The organism is Bradyrhizobium sp. i1.15.2 (genome assembly GCF_040548425.1).
Lineage (GTDB): Bacteria > Pseudomonadota > Alphaproteobacteria > Rhizobiales > Xanthobacteraceae > Bradyrhizobium > Bradyrhizobium canariense.
The window spans coordinates 30,377-46,163 of sequence record NZ_JBEPRQ010000040.1 but is presented as its reverse complement, the minus strand read 5'-3'; the positions used below and the strand labels follow the sequence as shown (position 1 = coordinate 46,163).

General features: G+C 64.0%; 19 protein-coding genes. 15 read left to right on the top strand and 4 right to left on the bottom strand.

The features are described 5' to 3' along the window. A partial coding sequence (locus tag ABIB80_RS36725; protein WP_354129335.1) for a hypothetical protein occupies window positions 1–298 on the top strand: 298 nt, incomplete at its 5' end. A 244-nt stretch (window positions 299–542) separates the two neighbouring features. Here ABIB80_RS36725 and ABIB80_RS36720 read toward each other — a convergent pair. Then, on the bottom strand, window positions 543–1,082 hold the full coding sequence (locus ABIB80_RS36720; protein ID WP_354129334.1) for a PepSY domain-containing protein: 540 nt from the start codon (window positions 1,080–1,082) through the stop codon (window positions 543–545). 187 nt (window positions 1,083–1,269) lie between these two features. Here ABIB80_RS36720 and ABIB80_RS36715 point away from each other — a divergent pair, with 187 nt between their 5' ends. After that, on the top strand, window positions 1,270–1,392 hold the full coding sequence (locus ABIB80_RS36715; RefSeq protein ID WP_354129333.1) for a hypothetical protein: 123 nt from the start codon (window positions 1,270–1,272) through the stop codon (window positions 1,390–1,392). A 406-nt stretch (window positions 1,393–1,798) separates the two neighbouring features. On the opposite strand, the gene ABIB80_RS36710 is transcribed toward ABIB80_RS36715, so the two are convergent. Then, window positions 1,799–2,017 carry a hypothetical protein gene (locus ABIB80_RS36710; protein ID WP_354129332.1) on the bottom strand — a complete coding sequence of 73 codons (219 nt, stop codon included), beginning with the start codon at window positions 2,015–2,017 and terminating at the stop codon, window positions 1,799–1,801. A gap of 1 nt (window position 2,018) precedes the next feature. Beyond that, window positions 2,019–2,273: a hypothetical protein gene (locus ABIB80_RS36705; RefSeq protein WP_354129331.1), complete on the bottom strand. Its 255-nt coding sequence runs from the start codon at window positions 2,271–2,273 to the stop codon at window positions 2,019–2,021. A gap of 181 nt (window positions 2,274–2,454) precedes the next feature. On the opposite strand from ABIB80_RS36705, the gene ABIB80_RS36700 reads away from it, so the two are divergent. From ABIB80_RS36700 to ABIB80_RS36690, 3 genes are read left to right on the top strand one after another with little or no spacing between them, the layout of a single operon-like run. Beyond that, complete coding sequence (locus ABIB80_RS36700) at window positions 2,455–2,730, top strand: hypothetical protein (protein WP_473405622.1); 276 nt, start codon at window positions 2,455–2,457, stop codon at window positions 2,728–2,730. Between the two features lie 4 nt (window positions 2,731–2,734). Continuing rightward, window positions 2,735–3,172, top strand: a complete 438-nt coding sequence (locus ABIB80_RS36695) for a hypothetical protein (RefSeq protein WP_245289054.1) — start codon at window positions 2,735–2,737, stop codon at window positions 3,170–3,172. Between the two features lie 8 nt (window positions 3,173–3,180). Next, on the top strand, window positions 3,181–3,831 hold the full coding sequence (locus ABIB80_RS36690) for a TetR/AcrR family transcriptional regulator (RefSeq protein WP_354129329.1): 651 nt from the start codon (window positions 3,181–3,183) through the stop codon (window positions 3,829–3,831). A gap of 19 nt (window positions 3,832–3,850) precedes the next feature. On the opposite strand, the gene ABIB80_RS36685 is transcribed toward ABIB80_RS36690, so the two are convergent. Next, window positions 3,851–4,513, bottom strand: coding sequence for a TetR/AcrR family transcriptional regulator (locus ABIB80_RS36685; RefSeq protein WP_162479041.1), 663 nt, complete (start codon window positions 4,511–4,513; stop codon window positions 3,851–3,853). 344 nt (window positions 4,514–4,857) lie between these two features. On the opposite strand from ABIB80_RS36685, the gene ABIB80_RS36680 reads away from it, so the two are divergent. The 10 genes from ABIB80_RS36680 to ABIB80_RS36635 all read left to right on the top strand — a co-directional run bounded on the left by ABIB80_RS36680 (window position 4,858) and on the right by ABIB80_RS36635 (window position 15,732). Continuing rightward, window positions 4,858–5,529 carry a sensor histidine kinase family protein gene (locus ABIB80_RS36680; RefSeq protein ID WP_354129341.1) on the top strand — a complete coding sequence of 224 codons (672 nt, stop codon included), beginning with the start codon at window positions 4,858–4,860 and terminating at the stop codon, window positions 5,527–5,529. Then, on the top strand, window positions 5,526–6,644 hold the full coding sequence (locus tag ABIB80_RS36675) for an efflux RND transporter periplasmic adaptor subunit (protein ID WP_502918769.1): 1,119 nt from the start codon (window positions 5,526–5,528) through the stop codon (window positions 6,642–6,644). Before ABIB80_RS36680 ends, ABIB80_RS36675 begins: the two co-directional genes overlap by 4 nt. Next, window positions 6,641–7,714, top strand: a complete 1,074-nt coding sequence (locus ABIB80_RS36670; protein ID WP_354129328.1) for an efflux RND transporter periplasmic adaptor subunit — start codon at window positions 6,641–6,643, stop codon at window positions 7,712–7,714. The genes ABIB80_RS36675 and ABIB80_RS36670 overlap by 4 nt, the downstream gene beginning before the upstream one ends. Next, complete coding sequence (locus tag ABIB80_RS36665; protein ID WP_354129327.1) at window positions 7,711–10,875, top strand: efflux RND transporter permease subunit; 3,165 nt, start codon at window positions 7,711–7,713, stop codon at window positions 10,873–10,875. The genes ABIB80_RS36670 and ABIB80_RS36665 overlap by 4 nt, the downstream gene beginning before the upstream one ends. A gap of 11 nt (window positions 10,876–10,886) precedes the next feature. Beyond that, window positions 10,887–11,387 carry a hypothetical protein gene (locus ABIB80_RS36660; RefSeq protein ID WP_354129326.1) on the top strand — a complete coding sequence of 167 codons (501 nt, stop codon included), beginning with the start codon at window positions 10,887–10,889 and terminating at the stop codon, window positions 11,385–11,387. 226 nt (window positions 11,388–11,613) lie between these two features. After that, window positions 11,614–12,765 carry a DUF3734 domain-containing protein gene (locus ABIB80_RS36655; RefSeq protein WP_354129325.1) on the top strand — a complete coding sequence of 384 codons (1,152 nt, stop codon included), beginning with the start codon at window positions 11,614–11,616 and terminating at the stop codon, window positions 12,763–12,765. 31 nt (window positions 12,766–12,796) lie between these two features. Beyond that, the gene (locus ABIB80_RS36650) at window positions 12,797–13,588 is read left to right on the top strand and encodes an acetoacetate decarboxylase (protein WP_354129324.1); all 792 of its coding nucleotides are present in this window, start codon (window positions 12,797–12,799) and stop codon (window positions 13,586–13,588) included. A 79-nt stretch (window positions 13,589–13,667) separates the two neighbouring features. Continuing rightward, window positions 13,668–14,456 carry a 3-hydroxybutyrate dehydrogenase gene (locus ABIB80_RS36645; RefSeq protein ID WP_354129323.1) on the top strand — a complete coding sequence of 263 codons (789 nt, stop codon included), beginning with the start codon at window positions 13,668–13,670 and terminating at the stop codon, window positions 14,454–14,456. A 134-nt stretch (window positions 14,457–14,590) separates the two neighbouring features. Further along, window positions 14,591–14,953 carry a hypothetical protein gene (locus ABIB80_RS36640; protein ID WP_354129322.1) on the top strand — a complete coding sequence of 121 codons (363 nt, stop codon included), beginning with the start codon at window positions 14,591–14,593 and terminating at the stop codon, window positions 14,951–14,953. A gap of 188 nt (window positions 14,954–15,141) precedes the next feature. Next, entirely contained in the window at window positions 15,142–15,732 is a 591-nt protein-coding gene (locus ABIB80_RS36635; protein WP_354129321.1) for a hypothetical protein, read from the top strand. Window positions 15,733–15,787 lie beyond the last annotated feature (55 nt).

Genomic DNA, 15,787 nt, shown 5'->3' with positions numbered 1-15,787 from the left:
GACTCGCAACCGCGACACTGAGGCGGGCGGTGTTGGCCATCTCTTCCCGCTGGTGCTTGGGAAAGCCTCCAAGAGACCCGTCAAGCAACAGTGGCTGCCGTTCTCTCAGAACTCCGCAACGAAATCGCAACGAATTGGGTGGAACAACCGTGAACAAAACGGCATGGAAACGCCTGCCACAGCGAGAAAGATCAATTACATAGAAGAGGTGCACTGCGTTCAGGAGGCAGAGGACTGTCTGCTCCAAACAGTCGCGATCAGTGAGTCTAGATCCCGACATGACGACACATGGACCTAACGGCCATCTCGACCATCGGCATTGGATCGGTCCAGTCCATCGTCCGCGTGTACATTGGAAACGCCGCCCGTAGACTGCCGCGATCAGGCTGTCGACGGCGCATTTGGCGTCCAGCGGCTTACGCTCATAGGTCGCGAGCAGATCGCGGACGATGCGGTCGTAGAGTGAGTATCAGCGGGTCACGATCGGCGACCGTCCGAACGAAAGCCCGGTGTCGACGATCGCATATGGCCCGGGCAGCGGGTCAGCGGGGAGTTAACTCTCTACGCCCGATCTTGGGCGGCTCGAGCAGCACTTCCTTCAAACGGTCGCCGGTGGCGACTACGACAACGAAATTGAGCTTGCCGTCCTGCCTCATCAGTCCGCCAGCGAGCGCTTTTCCCTCCGCCGCTTTCTCCGCGACCCGCACCGCATCCGACAGCTCCTGCTTGATCCACTTCAGGGCGACGACCTTGGCGAGATCTTCCCGATCGAGTTCCTTCAATGACGATGCAATCTCGCGCTGCGACACGCTCCCGGTGCTCGCATCAATCACGTTCTCGTAGATATGCTCGTTCTTGACCGTGCGTACGCGGTAGACGGGCGGACCAGATATCTCGAAGTTGACGTCAGCGGTCCTTGAGCCGTCGTGCAAGCGCTCGGCTATTGTCATCGCCTGATCCAGCGGCACGCGGGTGGTATGGAACTGCTCGATCACTCGGCGGATGGCCGCTTCGTCGACATCGTCCTGCGCGGCAGCGCTTTGCTGTGCAGCGTCGGAAGGAGCTTGGGTGATGTCGGCCATCGCTCCCGTCCCGGTCAGGGCGGCGGAGCAAACCATAAGCGCAAGCAACTGCATTTTTGGCATCGGATAGTCCTTTGGTGTTCATTCAAAAATGGCTGGGTGATTAGTTCGGCGACCATGCGGTTCGGCAATGGCGGCGCTCGCGGATCGATGAACCGCAGGCACCAAGCCCGTTTGGGGAAGCAGGATGCAGATCGTGCCGCCGCTTTACGGGATGCGCTCGAGCGAATTTACGCTCTCGCGCCCCGATCTCCTCTCGATCGGCGGTTTGGCCTGCGTGGTCGTGAACGTCGGGCTGCGACTGCGCTAGGCTCTGCCGAAGGCGCAGATCAGTCGGCTGTGTCGGACTGCCGTCACTACTTTCGAGGTGAGTTTCGGGCAGCCGGGATGGAGCTTCGGCAGCGATGTCATGCTCGGCAGCCCTCGCGCGCAGTCCGAACCCGCTGGTATCGATGACGACCGCCTCCGGTGCCTTGGTTTCGGAGCGGATCCGGATCGGCGGCAGCGCAGAACGCGAGTCCGTGAGTGGGCTCGGCGCAGGAGCAGGCAGCGCCCAACCGGCTGCCAGAAGCAGCAAGAGCAGCGCGCCTCCGACCCAGAGAAAATAGCCCCGCAGGGGTAGCTCCGGTGCGACGAGGCCGCTCGCACTTCGTGACAGCATGGATTGCCTGCTCATGGCAGCTCGATCCTGGACATGGCACGAGACCTGCTCATTGTCAGATGCCCCAGGGGCGCGGATGCCGGCGCGCGAGCTTGGCATCGAGATACCCGCGCTCGTCGATCCATTCGACCGGGCAATAGGCCATGGCTTTTGGATCGATCTCGTGCCCGTCCCGCTTGAGGGCTGTGCGCGTGCCCGTGAGGCCGGTCCACACTGGATGGCCGGTGGCCGGATCCGGGTGCATGACGTCGAAAACTTCGATCACGCCGAGCATGTCAGAATTTCCGCCAGGATTGTCGTGGGGTGCAACCGAGCGTCGTCGAAGGCATCCGGAGCCCGGTCGGCTCGCCACATCGCAGGGGGGCGGGCTCCCGGTCGGCAAGGTCGTGAAGCCAGGCGAGTGCCCCGATGGTCACCGTCAGCAGCAGGCTCATGCCCACGAGCGACAAGGCGACCATGAAATTGAGAGATGCGAGTGCGATTCCGGGCCAGGGATTTTCCCTTGCGAGCGTCAACAGCAGGCTTGACATCGTTCCACCATTAAATAAACTATACCGTATATTTCGCATACCGCATGGGGCGCGAAAGTGTCAAGTGCAGAGACTCACAAGCGCGTGTTCGCGCTGCTCGGCCGCGGGGCTTCGGGTCCTGCGATGCGCGGTCGAATGACTCAACCGGTGAAAGGGATCGGATATGTTTAGGAAGCGAGCGGTGCTCGTCGGTGCGACGTTAATTTCAGTGGCCAGTGCGGCGTTCGCGCAGGAGGACCGCGGCACGGCCGAGCAGAGGGCCGCCTGCGCGCCTGACGCGTTTCGCCTGTGCATCGGCTACATTCCCGACCCCACCGGTGTGGAAGCCTGTCTCCGGCAAAGAAGGTCGGACCTGAGCGAAGCTTGCGGAGCCGTCTTCGACCAGGCAGCCGCCGCCGCAGCCTCGATCAGAACGATGGAAGCGCGTCGGCATCGCGGCGCAAAAGATGAGGAGTGATCGCATGAACACGATCTATTTCCCCGCTTTCGCCGCGTTCGGAGGCTCGGCCTTCGGAGCGATTTCCACGATCGTGACGGGGTGGGCGACCCGCCGTCGGAGGGTACGCGAACGCCATCATGCTCACGCGTTCGTCAAACGTGAAAAGCTGTATCGATGCTTCATCGAGGAGGCGTCCCGGCTCTATGCGGACGCGCTGACCAGCGACAAATCGGAGATTCCGGCACTGGTGAATTTGTATGCGCTGATCGGACGTATGCGGATACTGTCCGACGACGAGGTGGTCCATGCCGCAGAGCGGGCGGGACGGCTGATCATCGAGACCTACCTGGCACCGAACACCTCGTTCGTCGACCTGCCGGGCTTCCTCGAAGAGATGGATCCGCTGCGTGAATTCGGCGAGGCTTGCCGGCGCGAGGTGCAGGCAATTCCGCCGCATTGAGCCCGAAGATGAACAAGACCCAGGCATCCCCGGGCGGATCGCCGTGCCCTCGCGAAAGAATCGTGCAGGCCGCCATTCGACTGTACCGGGCCATCGGCTATCGGAAGACGACCGTTGCGGACATCGCCCGCAGCGCCTCCATGTCCCCGGCAAATATCTATCGGTTCTTTCCTTCCCGCCAGGCGGTAGAGGAGGCCGTGGTGGCAGGACTCCTCGGCGAGATGTGCGCCGATGCGGGAATCGAGGCCCGCAGTAATGTCTCGGGCGAAGAGCGCCTGGAGGCCGCTTTTTGGGCGATCTGCCAGCGGCATGAACATAGGCTGGCGCACGATGCGAGGCTGCACGAGCTGGTGATTGCAGCAGAACAAGCGGATTGGCCGGTCGTGTTGTCCCATGCCGACACGGTCCGCGGCCTGGTCCGGTCGATCATCGCGGCCGGGCAGGCGAGTGGCGAGTTTCGGGCAGGGAGCCCGACGGCGCTGGCCCGCTGCACGTGTGAGGCAATGGGTGCATACCTCGATCCGTCGCGCATGAGAACGATGGCCGGCAGGGCGGCCTTCGACGAGATGATGAGCTTCTGCTCGGGCGCGCTCCGCAGCGCCACGCCGGCGCAGGTCGCCAGCCAGCCGCTGCACTACCGCGCGACGTGCCGCGCCTAGCGGCTGGCGAAGGTGCGGTTCAAGGCGTCCAATCCGCCTCGCACGCCGAGAGGAAGAACCGGACGCGTTCCCGCACGAAAGACGGCAACTCCCGTCGCAAGTCTTTCGGCGTTTCTCCCACCAGTGAACGGAAAAGCATCGGGAGCAGGATCAGATCCAGGAAGATCTGAGCGGTGGCGATGCTGCGCTTGCCCGTGAAGGGACCTTTCGGTGCGCGTGCGACCTTCTGGGTCGTCTCGTTCAGCAGTTGAGAAATGGCGCCGACGGAACGATCCCGCGCGGCGTCGTGGACGTTGCGGCTCAACTCCGGGAAACGCTGCGCTTCCGCGATGGTGGCGCGAACCATCCCCAGAGATTCTTCGATTACCTTCTCCACGATCGCGGTGCCCAGGCTCATGAGCTTGTCCTGCAGGGTGCGGCCCTCCGGCTCGAAGCCTTCGAAATCGGACAGGCCGCTGATGGTCCGGGCCACCACCGCCGCGAACAGCGCCTCCTTGCCCTGGAAATGCGCGTAGATCGTCGGCTTGCTCGCAGGGGCCAGTTCGGAAATGTCGTCGATGCTGGCGCTGCGGTAGCCCTTGTCGAGAAAAAGCTGCTGGGCCGCATCGAGGATCCGGGCCTGGACGTCGCCGGCGAATTCCTTCGCCGGCCGGCCCCGTTTCGGGGTGGTCTTCTTCGTCATCGACGGTCTCCCAATCACGAGTCTGTGCGTACGCAGAAGCCACTTGACATAGGCGGCACTGAAAGGCAAGAAAAAGAAAATATACGGTATAGTTTGATTAACGCTTTGCAGCGCCTTCGGGTGATCGGGGCCGCAAGAGCCTTCGCGCCGAGGCCGATCATCCGAGCCCACTTCAGGAGAACGCAGTGCCGGTTTTGAGCCAAGATTCGCATCGTCTGCCGGAAGGCGTCCTGTTGCGGGAGTCGCATCACAGGGTCGCGGACGGCGTCGCCTCGGCGCTCGATCTGGTCTCGGCTGCGATCGTCCGGGCCGAAGGGGCCGAAGCGAAGGCCGCCTTGAACGATGTGGCCTCCCTGCTGCACGGACATGCCGAAGTGCATCTGATGCTCGCGCGGCCTCAGGGCGAAGCCCTCGTCGATGCCGCAGCGCACGTCCACAAGTTGGGCTGCGCGATGCGCCGGTCCCGACTGGACGGCATGAACATCCAGCTGATCTTCGACACCGAGTGCGTCCCCCTTCAGTCGGAGCGGTGCTGGCGGCTGGGTCTGATCGTCCATGACCTGATCGGGACGGCGGCCAAACACGCCTGTTTCGATGCGCGTGCCGGTGAGATCAAGGTCAAGCTGACCCGTCGCGGCGCACTGGTGAACTGCATCGTGCTGGACAACGGCTCGCGTTCGGTGCGGTCGGATGCCGGACGGCGGGTTCGGACCGACAACGACCTGGCGAGGAGCCTGGGCGGTCGGATCGAGCAGGGTTTCGGCAGCGAGTTCACGTCGGTCGTTCTCTCGTTTCCGCTGACCGAGCGAGAGCGGCAGACGAATTGGGGGATGGCGACGCGGCGCATGAGGTTGACGCGGTCCGTCAAGGCCAAGTCGGCCGACACCGCGGCTCTTCCTCCGCCTGCTGCCGTCTCGCACCAGGCCAATCATCCCGTTGCAGCCAAGCCGGATCCGAAACCGTCCGATGCCTTGGGTCAGCTGTTCTCATCCCCCAACCGCATGGTCGCGCTATGAAACCTCCCTGTCCGAAATTCGTCCGTGAGAAGCGCTTGGTGAAGCCCATCGGCGGACTGACGCTCGCGCTCGTCGCCGCCGCGCTCGCAGGCTGCGACGATCACGCGGCCGCTCCCGCTGCGCGCGCCGCCTTCGTGCGCACGGAAATCGTGCAGCCGAAGGATCGGCAAGCCTCCCTCACCTTGACCGGGGAGGTCCAGCCTCGCTTCCGCGCCGATCTGTCGTTCCGTGTCAGCGGACGTGTGATCGCGCGCTTCGTCGAAGTCGGGACCCACGTCGAGGCGGGCGAGGTGCTGGCACTGCTCGACCCGGCCGAGCAGGAGGCCGATGTCGATGCCGCGACGGCTGCAGTGCTGGCGGCCGAAGCCCAGCTACGTGTGGCGAAGACGACTTTCGAGCGCCAGAAGTCGCTGATCGCAAGCGGCTTCACCACGCGCACGGCCTACGACCAGGCGCAGGAAGGATTGCGAACCGCTGAAGGTGCGCTTGAATCGGCGCGAGCGTTGCTGGGGACGTCGAAAGACGCCCTCGGCTACACCGCGCTGCGGGCCGAGGCAGACGGCGTCGTCACCGCCCGCAACCTCGAAACCGGTCAAGTCGTACAGGCGGCGCAGCCGGTCTTTTCGCTGGCGCAAGACGGCGAACGGGACGCGGTCTTCGATGTGTACGAGTCGATGTTTCTTGGAAATGCCGACGGCGGCGACGTTTCGTTGAGGCTGGTGGCCGACTCGGGCGTGACCGCGAACGGCGAGGTTCGAGAGATCTCTCCGGCCGTCGATCCGAGGAGTTCGACCATTCGGGTGAAGGTGGCGATCAAGGCTCCGCCCCCCACGATGACGCTTGGAAGCGCCGTCGCGGGAACGGTGAAAGTGAAGGCTGAGCGGCAGGTCGCCCTGCCATGGAGCGCCTTGATGGCGGCGGGCAACAGACCCGCGGTCTGGATCGTCGATCCGGCGACGCGGATCGCCTCCCTGAAGCCGGTGATCGTCGGTGGGTACGAAGCCGGCGAAGTGTTGATCAAGGCGGGTCTCGAGCCGGGCGAGCGAGTGGTGGTGGACGGTGGCAAGCTCCTGAGCGTCGGCCAGTCCGTGACTTACGAAGGAGATCACTCATGACGAGCCCCGTGACTATGGCGGGCGCGCTGGCATGCGCGCTTGCGCTTGCCGGATGTCAGCAGGAAGCGAAGGCGCCTGAGCCCACGCGTCCCGTCCAATCAATGCTCCTCGAAGCCGATCATTCCGCCGATACCGTCGCAGTGGGCGTCATCGAGCCGCGCTACAAGACCAATCTCGGGTTCCGCGTGCTGGGACGCCTGACGAGCCGTCCCGTCTACGTCGGTGATCTCGTCAATGAGGGACAGACGATCGGCACCATCGACGCGACGGCCCTCGAACTCGCCGTTCGCGCCGCCAAAGGACAGCTTGCCAAGGCCGAGGCGCAGTTCGCCACGGTTCGAGCGACGGAGGAACGGCAGCGGACGCTCATCACCACCGACGCCACCACGAAGCAGACTCTGGACAATGCCGAGCAGGCGCGCGCCGGCGGCGAAGCAACGGTAGCGCGCGAACAGGCAAATCTGACCAAGGCGATGGAGCAGCTCGGATATTCGCAGATCAAGGCCGACTTCGCCGGCGTGGTCACAGCGATCGGCGCAGAAGTCGGCCAGGTGGTGTCCCCTGGTCAAACGGTGGTGACGATCGCGAGGCCGGACGTTCGCGAAGCCGTCGTCGATATCGGCGAGGACTTTCCGCTGCCGCTGGAGATCGGGCTGCCGTTCACGGTCTCCCTACAGCTTCTACCGGCTGTTCAGGTGCAGGGGACCGTCCGGGAGATTGCGCCCCAAGCCGATGCGGTCACCCGATTGCGGCGCGTCCGGATTGCCCTCGACAGTCCCCCCGACAGCTTTCGGCTTGGCGCGACCGTGACCGCCAGACTCGACAGGGCTCAACCCCGGGCCCTGCACGTTCCTGCCTCGGCGCTGCTCGCCAAAGAGGGCGCAAATTTCGTCTGGGTCGTCGACCAGACCGCCAACACCGCCTCGCTGCAAAAGGTCGATGTCGTTGCCGATCCCGCGGGTCTCCGGGTCATCGGCGGTCTTGCCTCCGGCGCCCGCGTTGTCACCGCCGGAATCCACAGCCTCAAGCAAGGACAGCAAGTCCGCATCGAACAGGATCAGAAGCCATGAAGTCGTTCAACCTCTCCGACTGGGCGCTCAGTCATCGTTCGCTCGTCTGGTATTTCATGGTCGCCTTCATGGCGGCGGGATTGTTTGCGTACCTTCAGCTGGGCCGGCAGGAAGACCCAGACTTCACCATCAAAACCATGGTGATCCAGGCGCAGTGGCCGGGCGCCTCGCCCGCGGAAATGACCCGGCAGGTCACCGACAGGATCGAGAAGAAGCTCGAGGAGCTGGAATCGCTCGACTACACCAAGAGCGTCACCGTCGCCGGCCAGACCACCGTCTTCGTCTATCTGCGTGACACCACCAAGGCCGCCGACGTGAAGCCGACCTGGATCCGGGTCCGCAACATGATCGCGGACATCAAGGGCGAGTTTCCGCAAGGGGTGATCGGGCCGGGCTTCAACGACCGCTTCGGCGACGTGTTCGGCAACATCTATGCGTTCACCAGCGACGGTTTGAGCCAGCGTCAGCTGCGCGATCACGTCGAAGACATCCGCGCCAAGGTGCTGACCGTGCCGGACGTCGGCAAGGTCGACATTCTCGGTGCGCAGGACGAGGTGATCTATCTCGAATTCTCGACCCGGAAGATCGCGGCCCTTGGCCTCGACGTCCACGCCATCATGGCCTCGCTGCAGGGGCAGAACGCGGTCGCGCCCTCCGGTGTGTTCCAGGAAGGGCCGGAGCGGATCAGCGTGCGGGTGAACGGCCAGTTCACCTCGGAGGCAAGCCTGAAGGCGGTCAACCTCCGCATCAACGACCGCTTCTTTCCGCTGACCGACGTCGCAACCATCACGCGGGGCTACGCCGATCCGCCCAGCACCCTGTTCAGGTACAGCGGCGAGCCCGCGATCGCGCTGGCCATCGGCATGAAGTCCGGCGCGAACCTGCTTCACTTCGGCGAGGGGCTGAAGGAGGAAATGACCAAGATCATCGCCGACCTGCCGATCGGCGTCGGCGTTCACCAGGTCGCCGATCAGCCCGTCATCGTCGAGCATGCCGTCTCCGGCTTCACGGAAGCGCTGTTCGAGGCCGTGATCATCGTGCTCGGCATCAGCTTTCTTAGCCTGGGCTTGCGCGCAGGCCTGGTGGTCGCCGTCGCGATCCCGCTGGTGCTCGCCATCACCTTCGTCGTGATGGCCTATGCCGGGATCTCGCTTCAGCGAATTTCGCTTGGCGCGCTGATCATCGCTCTGGGCCTGCTGGTCGACGACGCCATGATCGCGGTCGAAATGATGGTGGCGCGGCTAGAGATCGGCGAGCCCCTGGAGAAGGCGGCGACCCACGTCTATACGTCGACTGCGTTTCCGATGCTGACGGGCACGCTGGTCACGGTGGCCGGGTTCATCCCGATCGGGCTCAACAGCAGCAATGCCGGTGAGTTCACCTTCACGCTTTTCGTGGTGATCGCCGTCTCCCTGATCGTGTCCTGGATCGTCGCGGTGCTGTTCACGCCGCTGCTCGGCGTCACGATCCTGCCTGCCAAAATGAAGGGCCATCATGGAGAGAAGGGCCGCGTGGCGCAGATGTTTGCGCGTCTGCTTCTGTTCTGCATGCATCATCGCTGGACGACCATCTCGGTGACTGCCGCAGCCTTCCTGGGCGCCTTGTTCGGTCTTCAATTCGTGCAGCAACAGTTCTTCCCGTCCTCGGACCGCGCCGAACTCGTGATCGACTGGAACTTGCCGCAGAACGCCTCCATCGCCGACACCAACGTGCAGATGGCGCGGTTCGAGCGCGAACAGCTTCAGGACAACCATTCGGTCGATCACTGGTCGACCTATGTCGGGACCGGCTCGCCGCGTTTCGTCTTGTCTTTCGACGTGCAGACGGCGAACACCTGGTTCGGCCAGATGGTGGTCGTGACCAAGGGCGGCATCAAGGCGCGTGACCAGGTCAAGGCGCAGTTCGAGGCGTACCTGAAGAAGACGTTCCCCGGCACCGACACCTACGTCAAGCTGCTCGAGGTCGGTCCTCCGGTGGGGCGTCCCGTGCAGTACCGCTTGAGCGGGCCCGACATCGGCAAGCTGCGGGATCTTTCGCAGAAGCTTGCCGGGATCGTCCGGAGCGGCCCCGATTTGGGCAACGTCGTGTTCGACTGGATGGAGCCGGCGCGGGTCGTCAAGGTCGACGTTCTCCAGGACAAGGCGCGCCAACTCGGCGTGACCTCCGAGGACATCGCCACCACCCTGAATTCGGTGCTCGAGGGCACGCCGATCACCCAGGTGCGCGACAGCATCTACCTGGTCAATGTCACGGGACGGGCGACCGCGGTGGAACGAGCGTCCATCGATACTCTGCGCGATCTGCAGTTGACGGGCGTCGGTGGTCAGTCCGTGCCCCTCGGGGCCGTGGCCAATCTGCGCTACGAGCTCGAGCAGCCGACGATCTGGCGGCGCGCGCGGATCCCGACCATCACCTTGAAGGCGGGCATCGTCGGCACCGCGCAGCCCAAGACCGTGGTCGATCAGCTCGCGCCCAAGGTGGCGGAGTTCACGAAGGAGCTGCCGGCGGGATACTCGGTGAATATCGGCGGCTCGGTGGAGGAGAGCGCCAAGAGCCAGGCGCCGATCGTGGCCATCGTTCCGCTCATGCTATTCGTCATGGCGACGGTGCTGATGATCCAGCTGCAGAGCTTCCATCGCCTGTTCCTGGTGTTCGCTGTCGCGCCGCTCGCCGTGATCGGCGTCGTCATGGCTCTGTTGCCGAGCGGAGCGCCCCTCGGCTTCGTCGCTATCCTAGGCGTGCTGGCCCTGATCGGCATCCTGGTCCGAAACTCCGTGATCTTGATCGTCCAGATCGAGGACCTCAGGAAGGAGGGACGCCCGGCCTGGAACGCCGTGGTGGAGGCGACCGAGCATCGCATGCGGCCGATTCTGCTGACGGCCGCCGCCGCAAGTCTCGCCCTCATTCCGATCGCGCGCGAGATCTTCTGGGGCCCGATGGCCTACGCGATGATGGGCGGCATCATCGTCGGCACGCTGCTGACGCTGTTGTTCCTGCCGGCACTGTATGTGGCCTGGTTCCGCATTCAGCCCGATCTCGACCACGAAACTTCGGCTGAGGAGCCTGCCGTGCCTGCGCACGACGCCCCCCGTCCGGAGGCGCCGACGCCGGCACTCGCTCCCGCGTCCAAGCCGACGCCGGTCCTCGAAACACAGTCCTGAGAGAGAACGCCATGAAACGAATGACACTGATGCTGTCGCTCACCGCGACGCTCGCAACATTGACGCTGTCGACGCACGCCGCGTTCGCGCAGTTTCCGCCGCCGCCCCCGATGGCGGGACCTCCGCCGATTGCAGCCGGAGGTCCGCCGCCGCTGGCAGCCGGGGGCCCTCCGGCCTTTGCGGCTCGTCCTCCGATGGGACCCGGCGGTGCGCCGCGTGCCGGCCTCGCCGGCGGGGCGCCTCGTCTCGGTGCCGGACCTGCGCCGCGCGGCGATCTCGCCGGCGTCGGAAGGGGCGGACCGGCGAACGCCACCCGTGCCGCATCGGCCGGCTACGGCCGCTTCGGCGGCTATGGCCGTTACGATGGATCGCGGTACGGCTATCGTGGTGCGTATGCGGCGAGCGCTTACGCGGGAGCCGCTGCGGGTTACGCGTACGGACGCGGCTACTCGTCCGACAGCGACTGCTACTACACCTACACGCGCCACCGTCGCGTTCTGGTCTGCGACTGACGACCACGAAAGTCCGTCCTTTGGGGTCGCGTCGGCCCGCCGAACAGATCGGCGTGGCTGACGACTCCGCACCCGGCACCCATCAGCTCCAGCACGCGCATGTGAACGCGAGTGTCTTGACCATTTAATAAACTATACCGTATAGTTCATTAAATGATTGGCTATGCGGGCCGGCCGGCGGAACGAGCCGCCGGCTTGAACAACCGAAAAATCAAGGGCAAGAACCATGAACTTTCAGCCTCGACAAAATCTCGCGACCGCCGACCGGCGTCTGCCGTTCGATTGCATCGCCCTGCTGCTGCAGGGCGGCGGCGCCTTGGGGGCCTACCAGGGAGGCGTCTATGAGGCCTTGGCCGAAGCCGATATCCATCCCGACTGGATCGCGGGCATTTCGATCGGGGCGATCAATGCGGCGATCATCGCCGGCAATCCGCCGAACGTCCGGGTCGATCGGCTCCGCGAGTTTTGGACGCAGGTGACGCTGGACGCGCCGTTCACCGATCTGATGAACGGCGATCACACTCGCAATTTTCTCAATCAGGTGAATGCGGGCTTTGCTGCGGTGTTCGGGGCGAACGGATTCTTTTCCGCGCGGCCGTTCGCGCCGTGGCTTCAAGCGGGTGGAACGCTTGCCGCCACCAGCATCTACGACACCAGCGCGCTGAAGACGACGCTGGAGCGTCTCGTGGATTTCGACCGCATCAACGCTGGTGTGACGCGGTTCAGCGCAGGGGCCGTGAACGTGAGGACCGGCAATATGGTCTATTTCGACACTGCCACCCATACCATCCGGCCGGAGCACATCCTGGCGAGCGGTGCGCTGCCGCCGGGCTTTCCGGCCGTCGAAATCGACGGCGAACAGTATTGGGATGGCGGGCTCGTATCCAACACTCCGTTGCAGTGGGTGATCGAGTGCGGCGCCCGACAGGACACGCTTGTGTTTCAGGTCGATCTCTGGAGCGCGCGCGGCCAGATTCCGGGCAACATGGCGGAAGTGATCACTCGCCAGAAGGAGATCCAATACTCCAGTCGCACGCGGGCGAGCACGGACCAGTTCAAGAGCCTGCACCGGTTGCAGCGAGACCTGGCGGCTCTCTTGAGCAGGCTGCCGGAAGACCTGCGCGATCAGGAGGACGTCAAGCTGCTCAGGACCGCTGCCTCCAACAACGTGCATAGCCTGGTCCACCTGATCTATCGCGCGCGGGACTACGAAGGCCACTCCAAGGACTACGAGTTTTCCCGTCTGTCGATGCAGGATCATTGGCGCGCCGGCTATCACGACGCCTTGCGCACCCTTCGGCATCCCGAGGTGCTGGCCCGCCCGACGAGTGCGGACGGCGTCTCCACGTTCGATCTTGAGCACGACGGTCGCGAATAGGCCGGCTCTTCCCAATCACAGGACAATTCAAATGCGCGAGAGTGAAGTCGTGAGGCGTGCGTTCGCCATGCCGCTGACGAATCCGGCATATCCGCCGGGACCGTATCGTTTCGTCGACCGCGAATACCTGATCATCACCTATCGCACCGATCCGGCGAAGCTGCGATCGGTCGTTCCGGCTCCGCTTGAGCTCGATGAACGCGAAGCGCTGGTCAAGTACGAATTCATTCGCATGCCGGATTCCAACGGTTTCGGCGACTATGCCGAGAGCGGCCAAGTCATCCCCGTGTCGTTCCGCGGTCGCAAGGGCGCCTACACTCACTGCATGTTCCTGAACGATGAGGGACCGATCGCGGGCGGCCGGGAGCTCTGGGGCTTTCCGAAAAAGCTCGGCCAGCCAACGTTGCGGACCGAGCTCGATACGCTGATCGGTACGCTGGATTACGGTCCGCTGCGGGTAGCGACCGGCACGATGGGATACAAGCACCGCGAAGCCGACGTGGCGCAGGTGAAGGCCGCGCTGCAGGAGCCGAACTTCCTGCTCAAGATCATTCCGCACGTCGACGGCACTCCGCGGATCTGCGAGCTCGTCGAATATCACCTCGAGCAGCTTGTCTTGAAAGGCGCGTGGACCGGACCCGCCGCTCTCTCCTTGACGCCCCATGCCCTCGCTCCGGTGTCCGATTTGCCGGTGCTCAAGATCGTGTCCGCGGTTCACATCCGCGCAGACCTTACGCTGGGATTGGGCAAGGTCGTTCACGATTATCTGCAGCAGCCGGTCCGACGTCCGGTCGGGAGCTACGAGCGAGCCCTTGTCACCTGAGTGACGGTCTCAACGGGCTGCGTAGGTCCGGAAACACCGCGGCGAGGAGCCGCAGCACCTCACAAGAAGGAAAGACCAAATGAGTATACTGAAAGGTAAAGTCGCAGTCGTGACCGGGTCCACCAGCGGCATCGGTCTCGCGTATGCTCGTGCTTTCGCGGGCGCCGGGGCCAACGTCGTGCTCAATGGAATGGGGGCGCGGGCCGATGTCGAGAACGAGCGCTCCGCGATCGAGAGGGAATTCGGCGTCAAGGCGGTCTATTCGGCTGCGGACATGGACAGCCCGGACCAGATCGCCGAGCTCATCGCGCTGGCGGAAAGCACCTTCGGCAGCGTCGATGTCCTCGTGAACAATGCCGGCGTCCAGCACGTCGCCCCTGTCGAGGAGTTTCCGGTCGACAAGTGGAATGCGATCATCGGGATCAACCTGTCGTCCGCCTTCCACGCCATCCGTGCAGCCGTGCCCGGCATGAAGAAGCGCGGCTGGGGCCGGATCATCACCACGGCCTCGGCGCATTCGATCGTCGCTTCGCCCTTCAAGTCGGCCTACGTCGCCGCCAAGCACGGCATCGTCGGACTCACCAAGACGGTGGCGCTGGAGCTCGCCCGGTCCAAGATCACCTGCAACTGCATCAGCCCCGGATATGTCTGGACACCGCTCGTAGAGAAGCAGATCCCGAACACGATGGTGGCGCGCAACATGATGAGGGATGAGGTGATCAGCGAGGTTCTGCTCGCGGCCCAGCCGACGAAGGAATTCGTCACGGTGGAACAGGTGGCTTCGCTGGCGCTGTTCCTGTGCAGCCAGGACGCCGCCCAGATCACCGGCGCCAACCTTTCCGTCGACGGCGGCTGGACGGCCGCATAGCCCCAGAAAAGCGTCAGAGACGGAGAGGGGGGTCGCGAAGAATTGCTCGCGAACACCTGCGCTTGATCAAGCGCCGGCGCTCCGACCTATGACCCCTTAGTACCAACATCAACAAATCATGTGGAGAGAAGATCATGAACAAGCGACTAATCGCGAGTGTCGTCGGCTGTGCGTGCCTTACCATGGCGACGGCCGCCGAGGCTCGAACCTCTTACGATGGATCCTGGAATCTACTTTTCGTCACGCAGCGCGGCAGCTGTGATCCGACCTACAGCTTTACCGTGAACATAAACGACGGCTTCGTCACGCATCCCAATCTGGTGAAGTTTGCCGGCCACGTCGGACGTTCGGGCGCGGTTCACGCTTCGGTTACGGTCCACGACAAATACGCAGCGGGGTCCGGGAGGCTGACGCGAGACGCCGGCCGCGGGAGCTGGAGTGGCCACGCAGCAGGCGCGCGCTGCTCGGGATATTGGACCGCGCAACGAAACGGGTAGGAAGCAAGGCACGGCATTTGGCTCCGAAACCGCTCAGACCCTGCATCGGCGCTGCGTTTGCGAACCGGCGCCTCGCGCCGGTGCGGGGCAATGGACGCGGAGCGGCGAGGCTAGTTGATCCTGGTCAAGGTGGAGCAGGCGCAGGGTGCGTACGCTGATCGCATCGATGAAACCGATGGAGACGAGCGATGAGCACGCAAGCGAACTTTCAGTCCTGGGCTAAGGAGCGGCTCGACGAAATGGAAGCTACGCTCACCTTTCTCGATAGCAAAGCGGGGGAGGTGCAGGCGGAGCTTCGAGCCAAGGCCGACGGACTTCGCACCGACCTTCGCGCCAAGCAAAGTGCATTCCGAGACATCGTCAAGAAGCACGCCGAGGCGAACGAAGCGGCCTTCGTTGCCGCCAAGGCAAGACTGGAAGTGGACTGGAAGGCTTTCGAGGCCGATGTGGCGAAATACGTCGATGGCTTCAGCAAGCGGCTCGAACAGCAGCGGGCCGCTTTCGAGGTTCAGGCCGCAGCCCAACTGAACGCCTGGCGCGAAGCGGCCGACAAGATCGCCAGCGATGGCACGCAGTTTGCTGCAGAGCGTCGGGCCCAAATAGAGGAGGCCGTGAAGCGCATGAAGGCCGAGGCGGCCGAGGCGGAGGGAAAGCTCCAGAAGCTAAGCCAGGCCGGAGCGCAGTCATGGTCCGCCCTGATGGTGGCTCTGGCCGAAACGCGGACCAGCTTCGATCGCGCCAACCAGGCCGCGCAGGAAGCGTTCAAACGAGCGGCCTGAGACTCGACCTTTCGGGGGAGACTGCCGCGAGGCGGTCTCCCCCTGTTCACTCAAG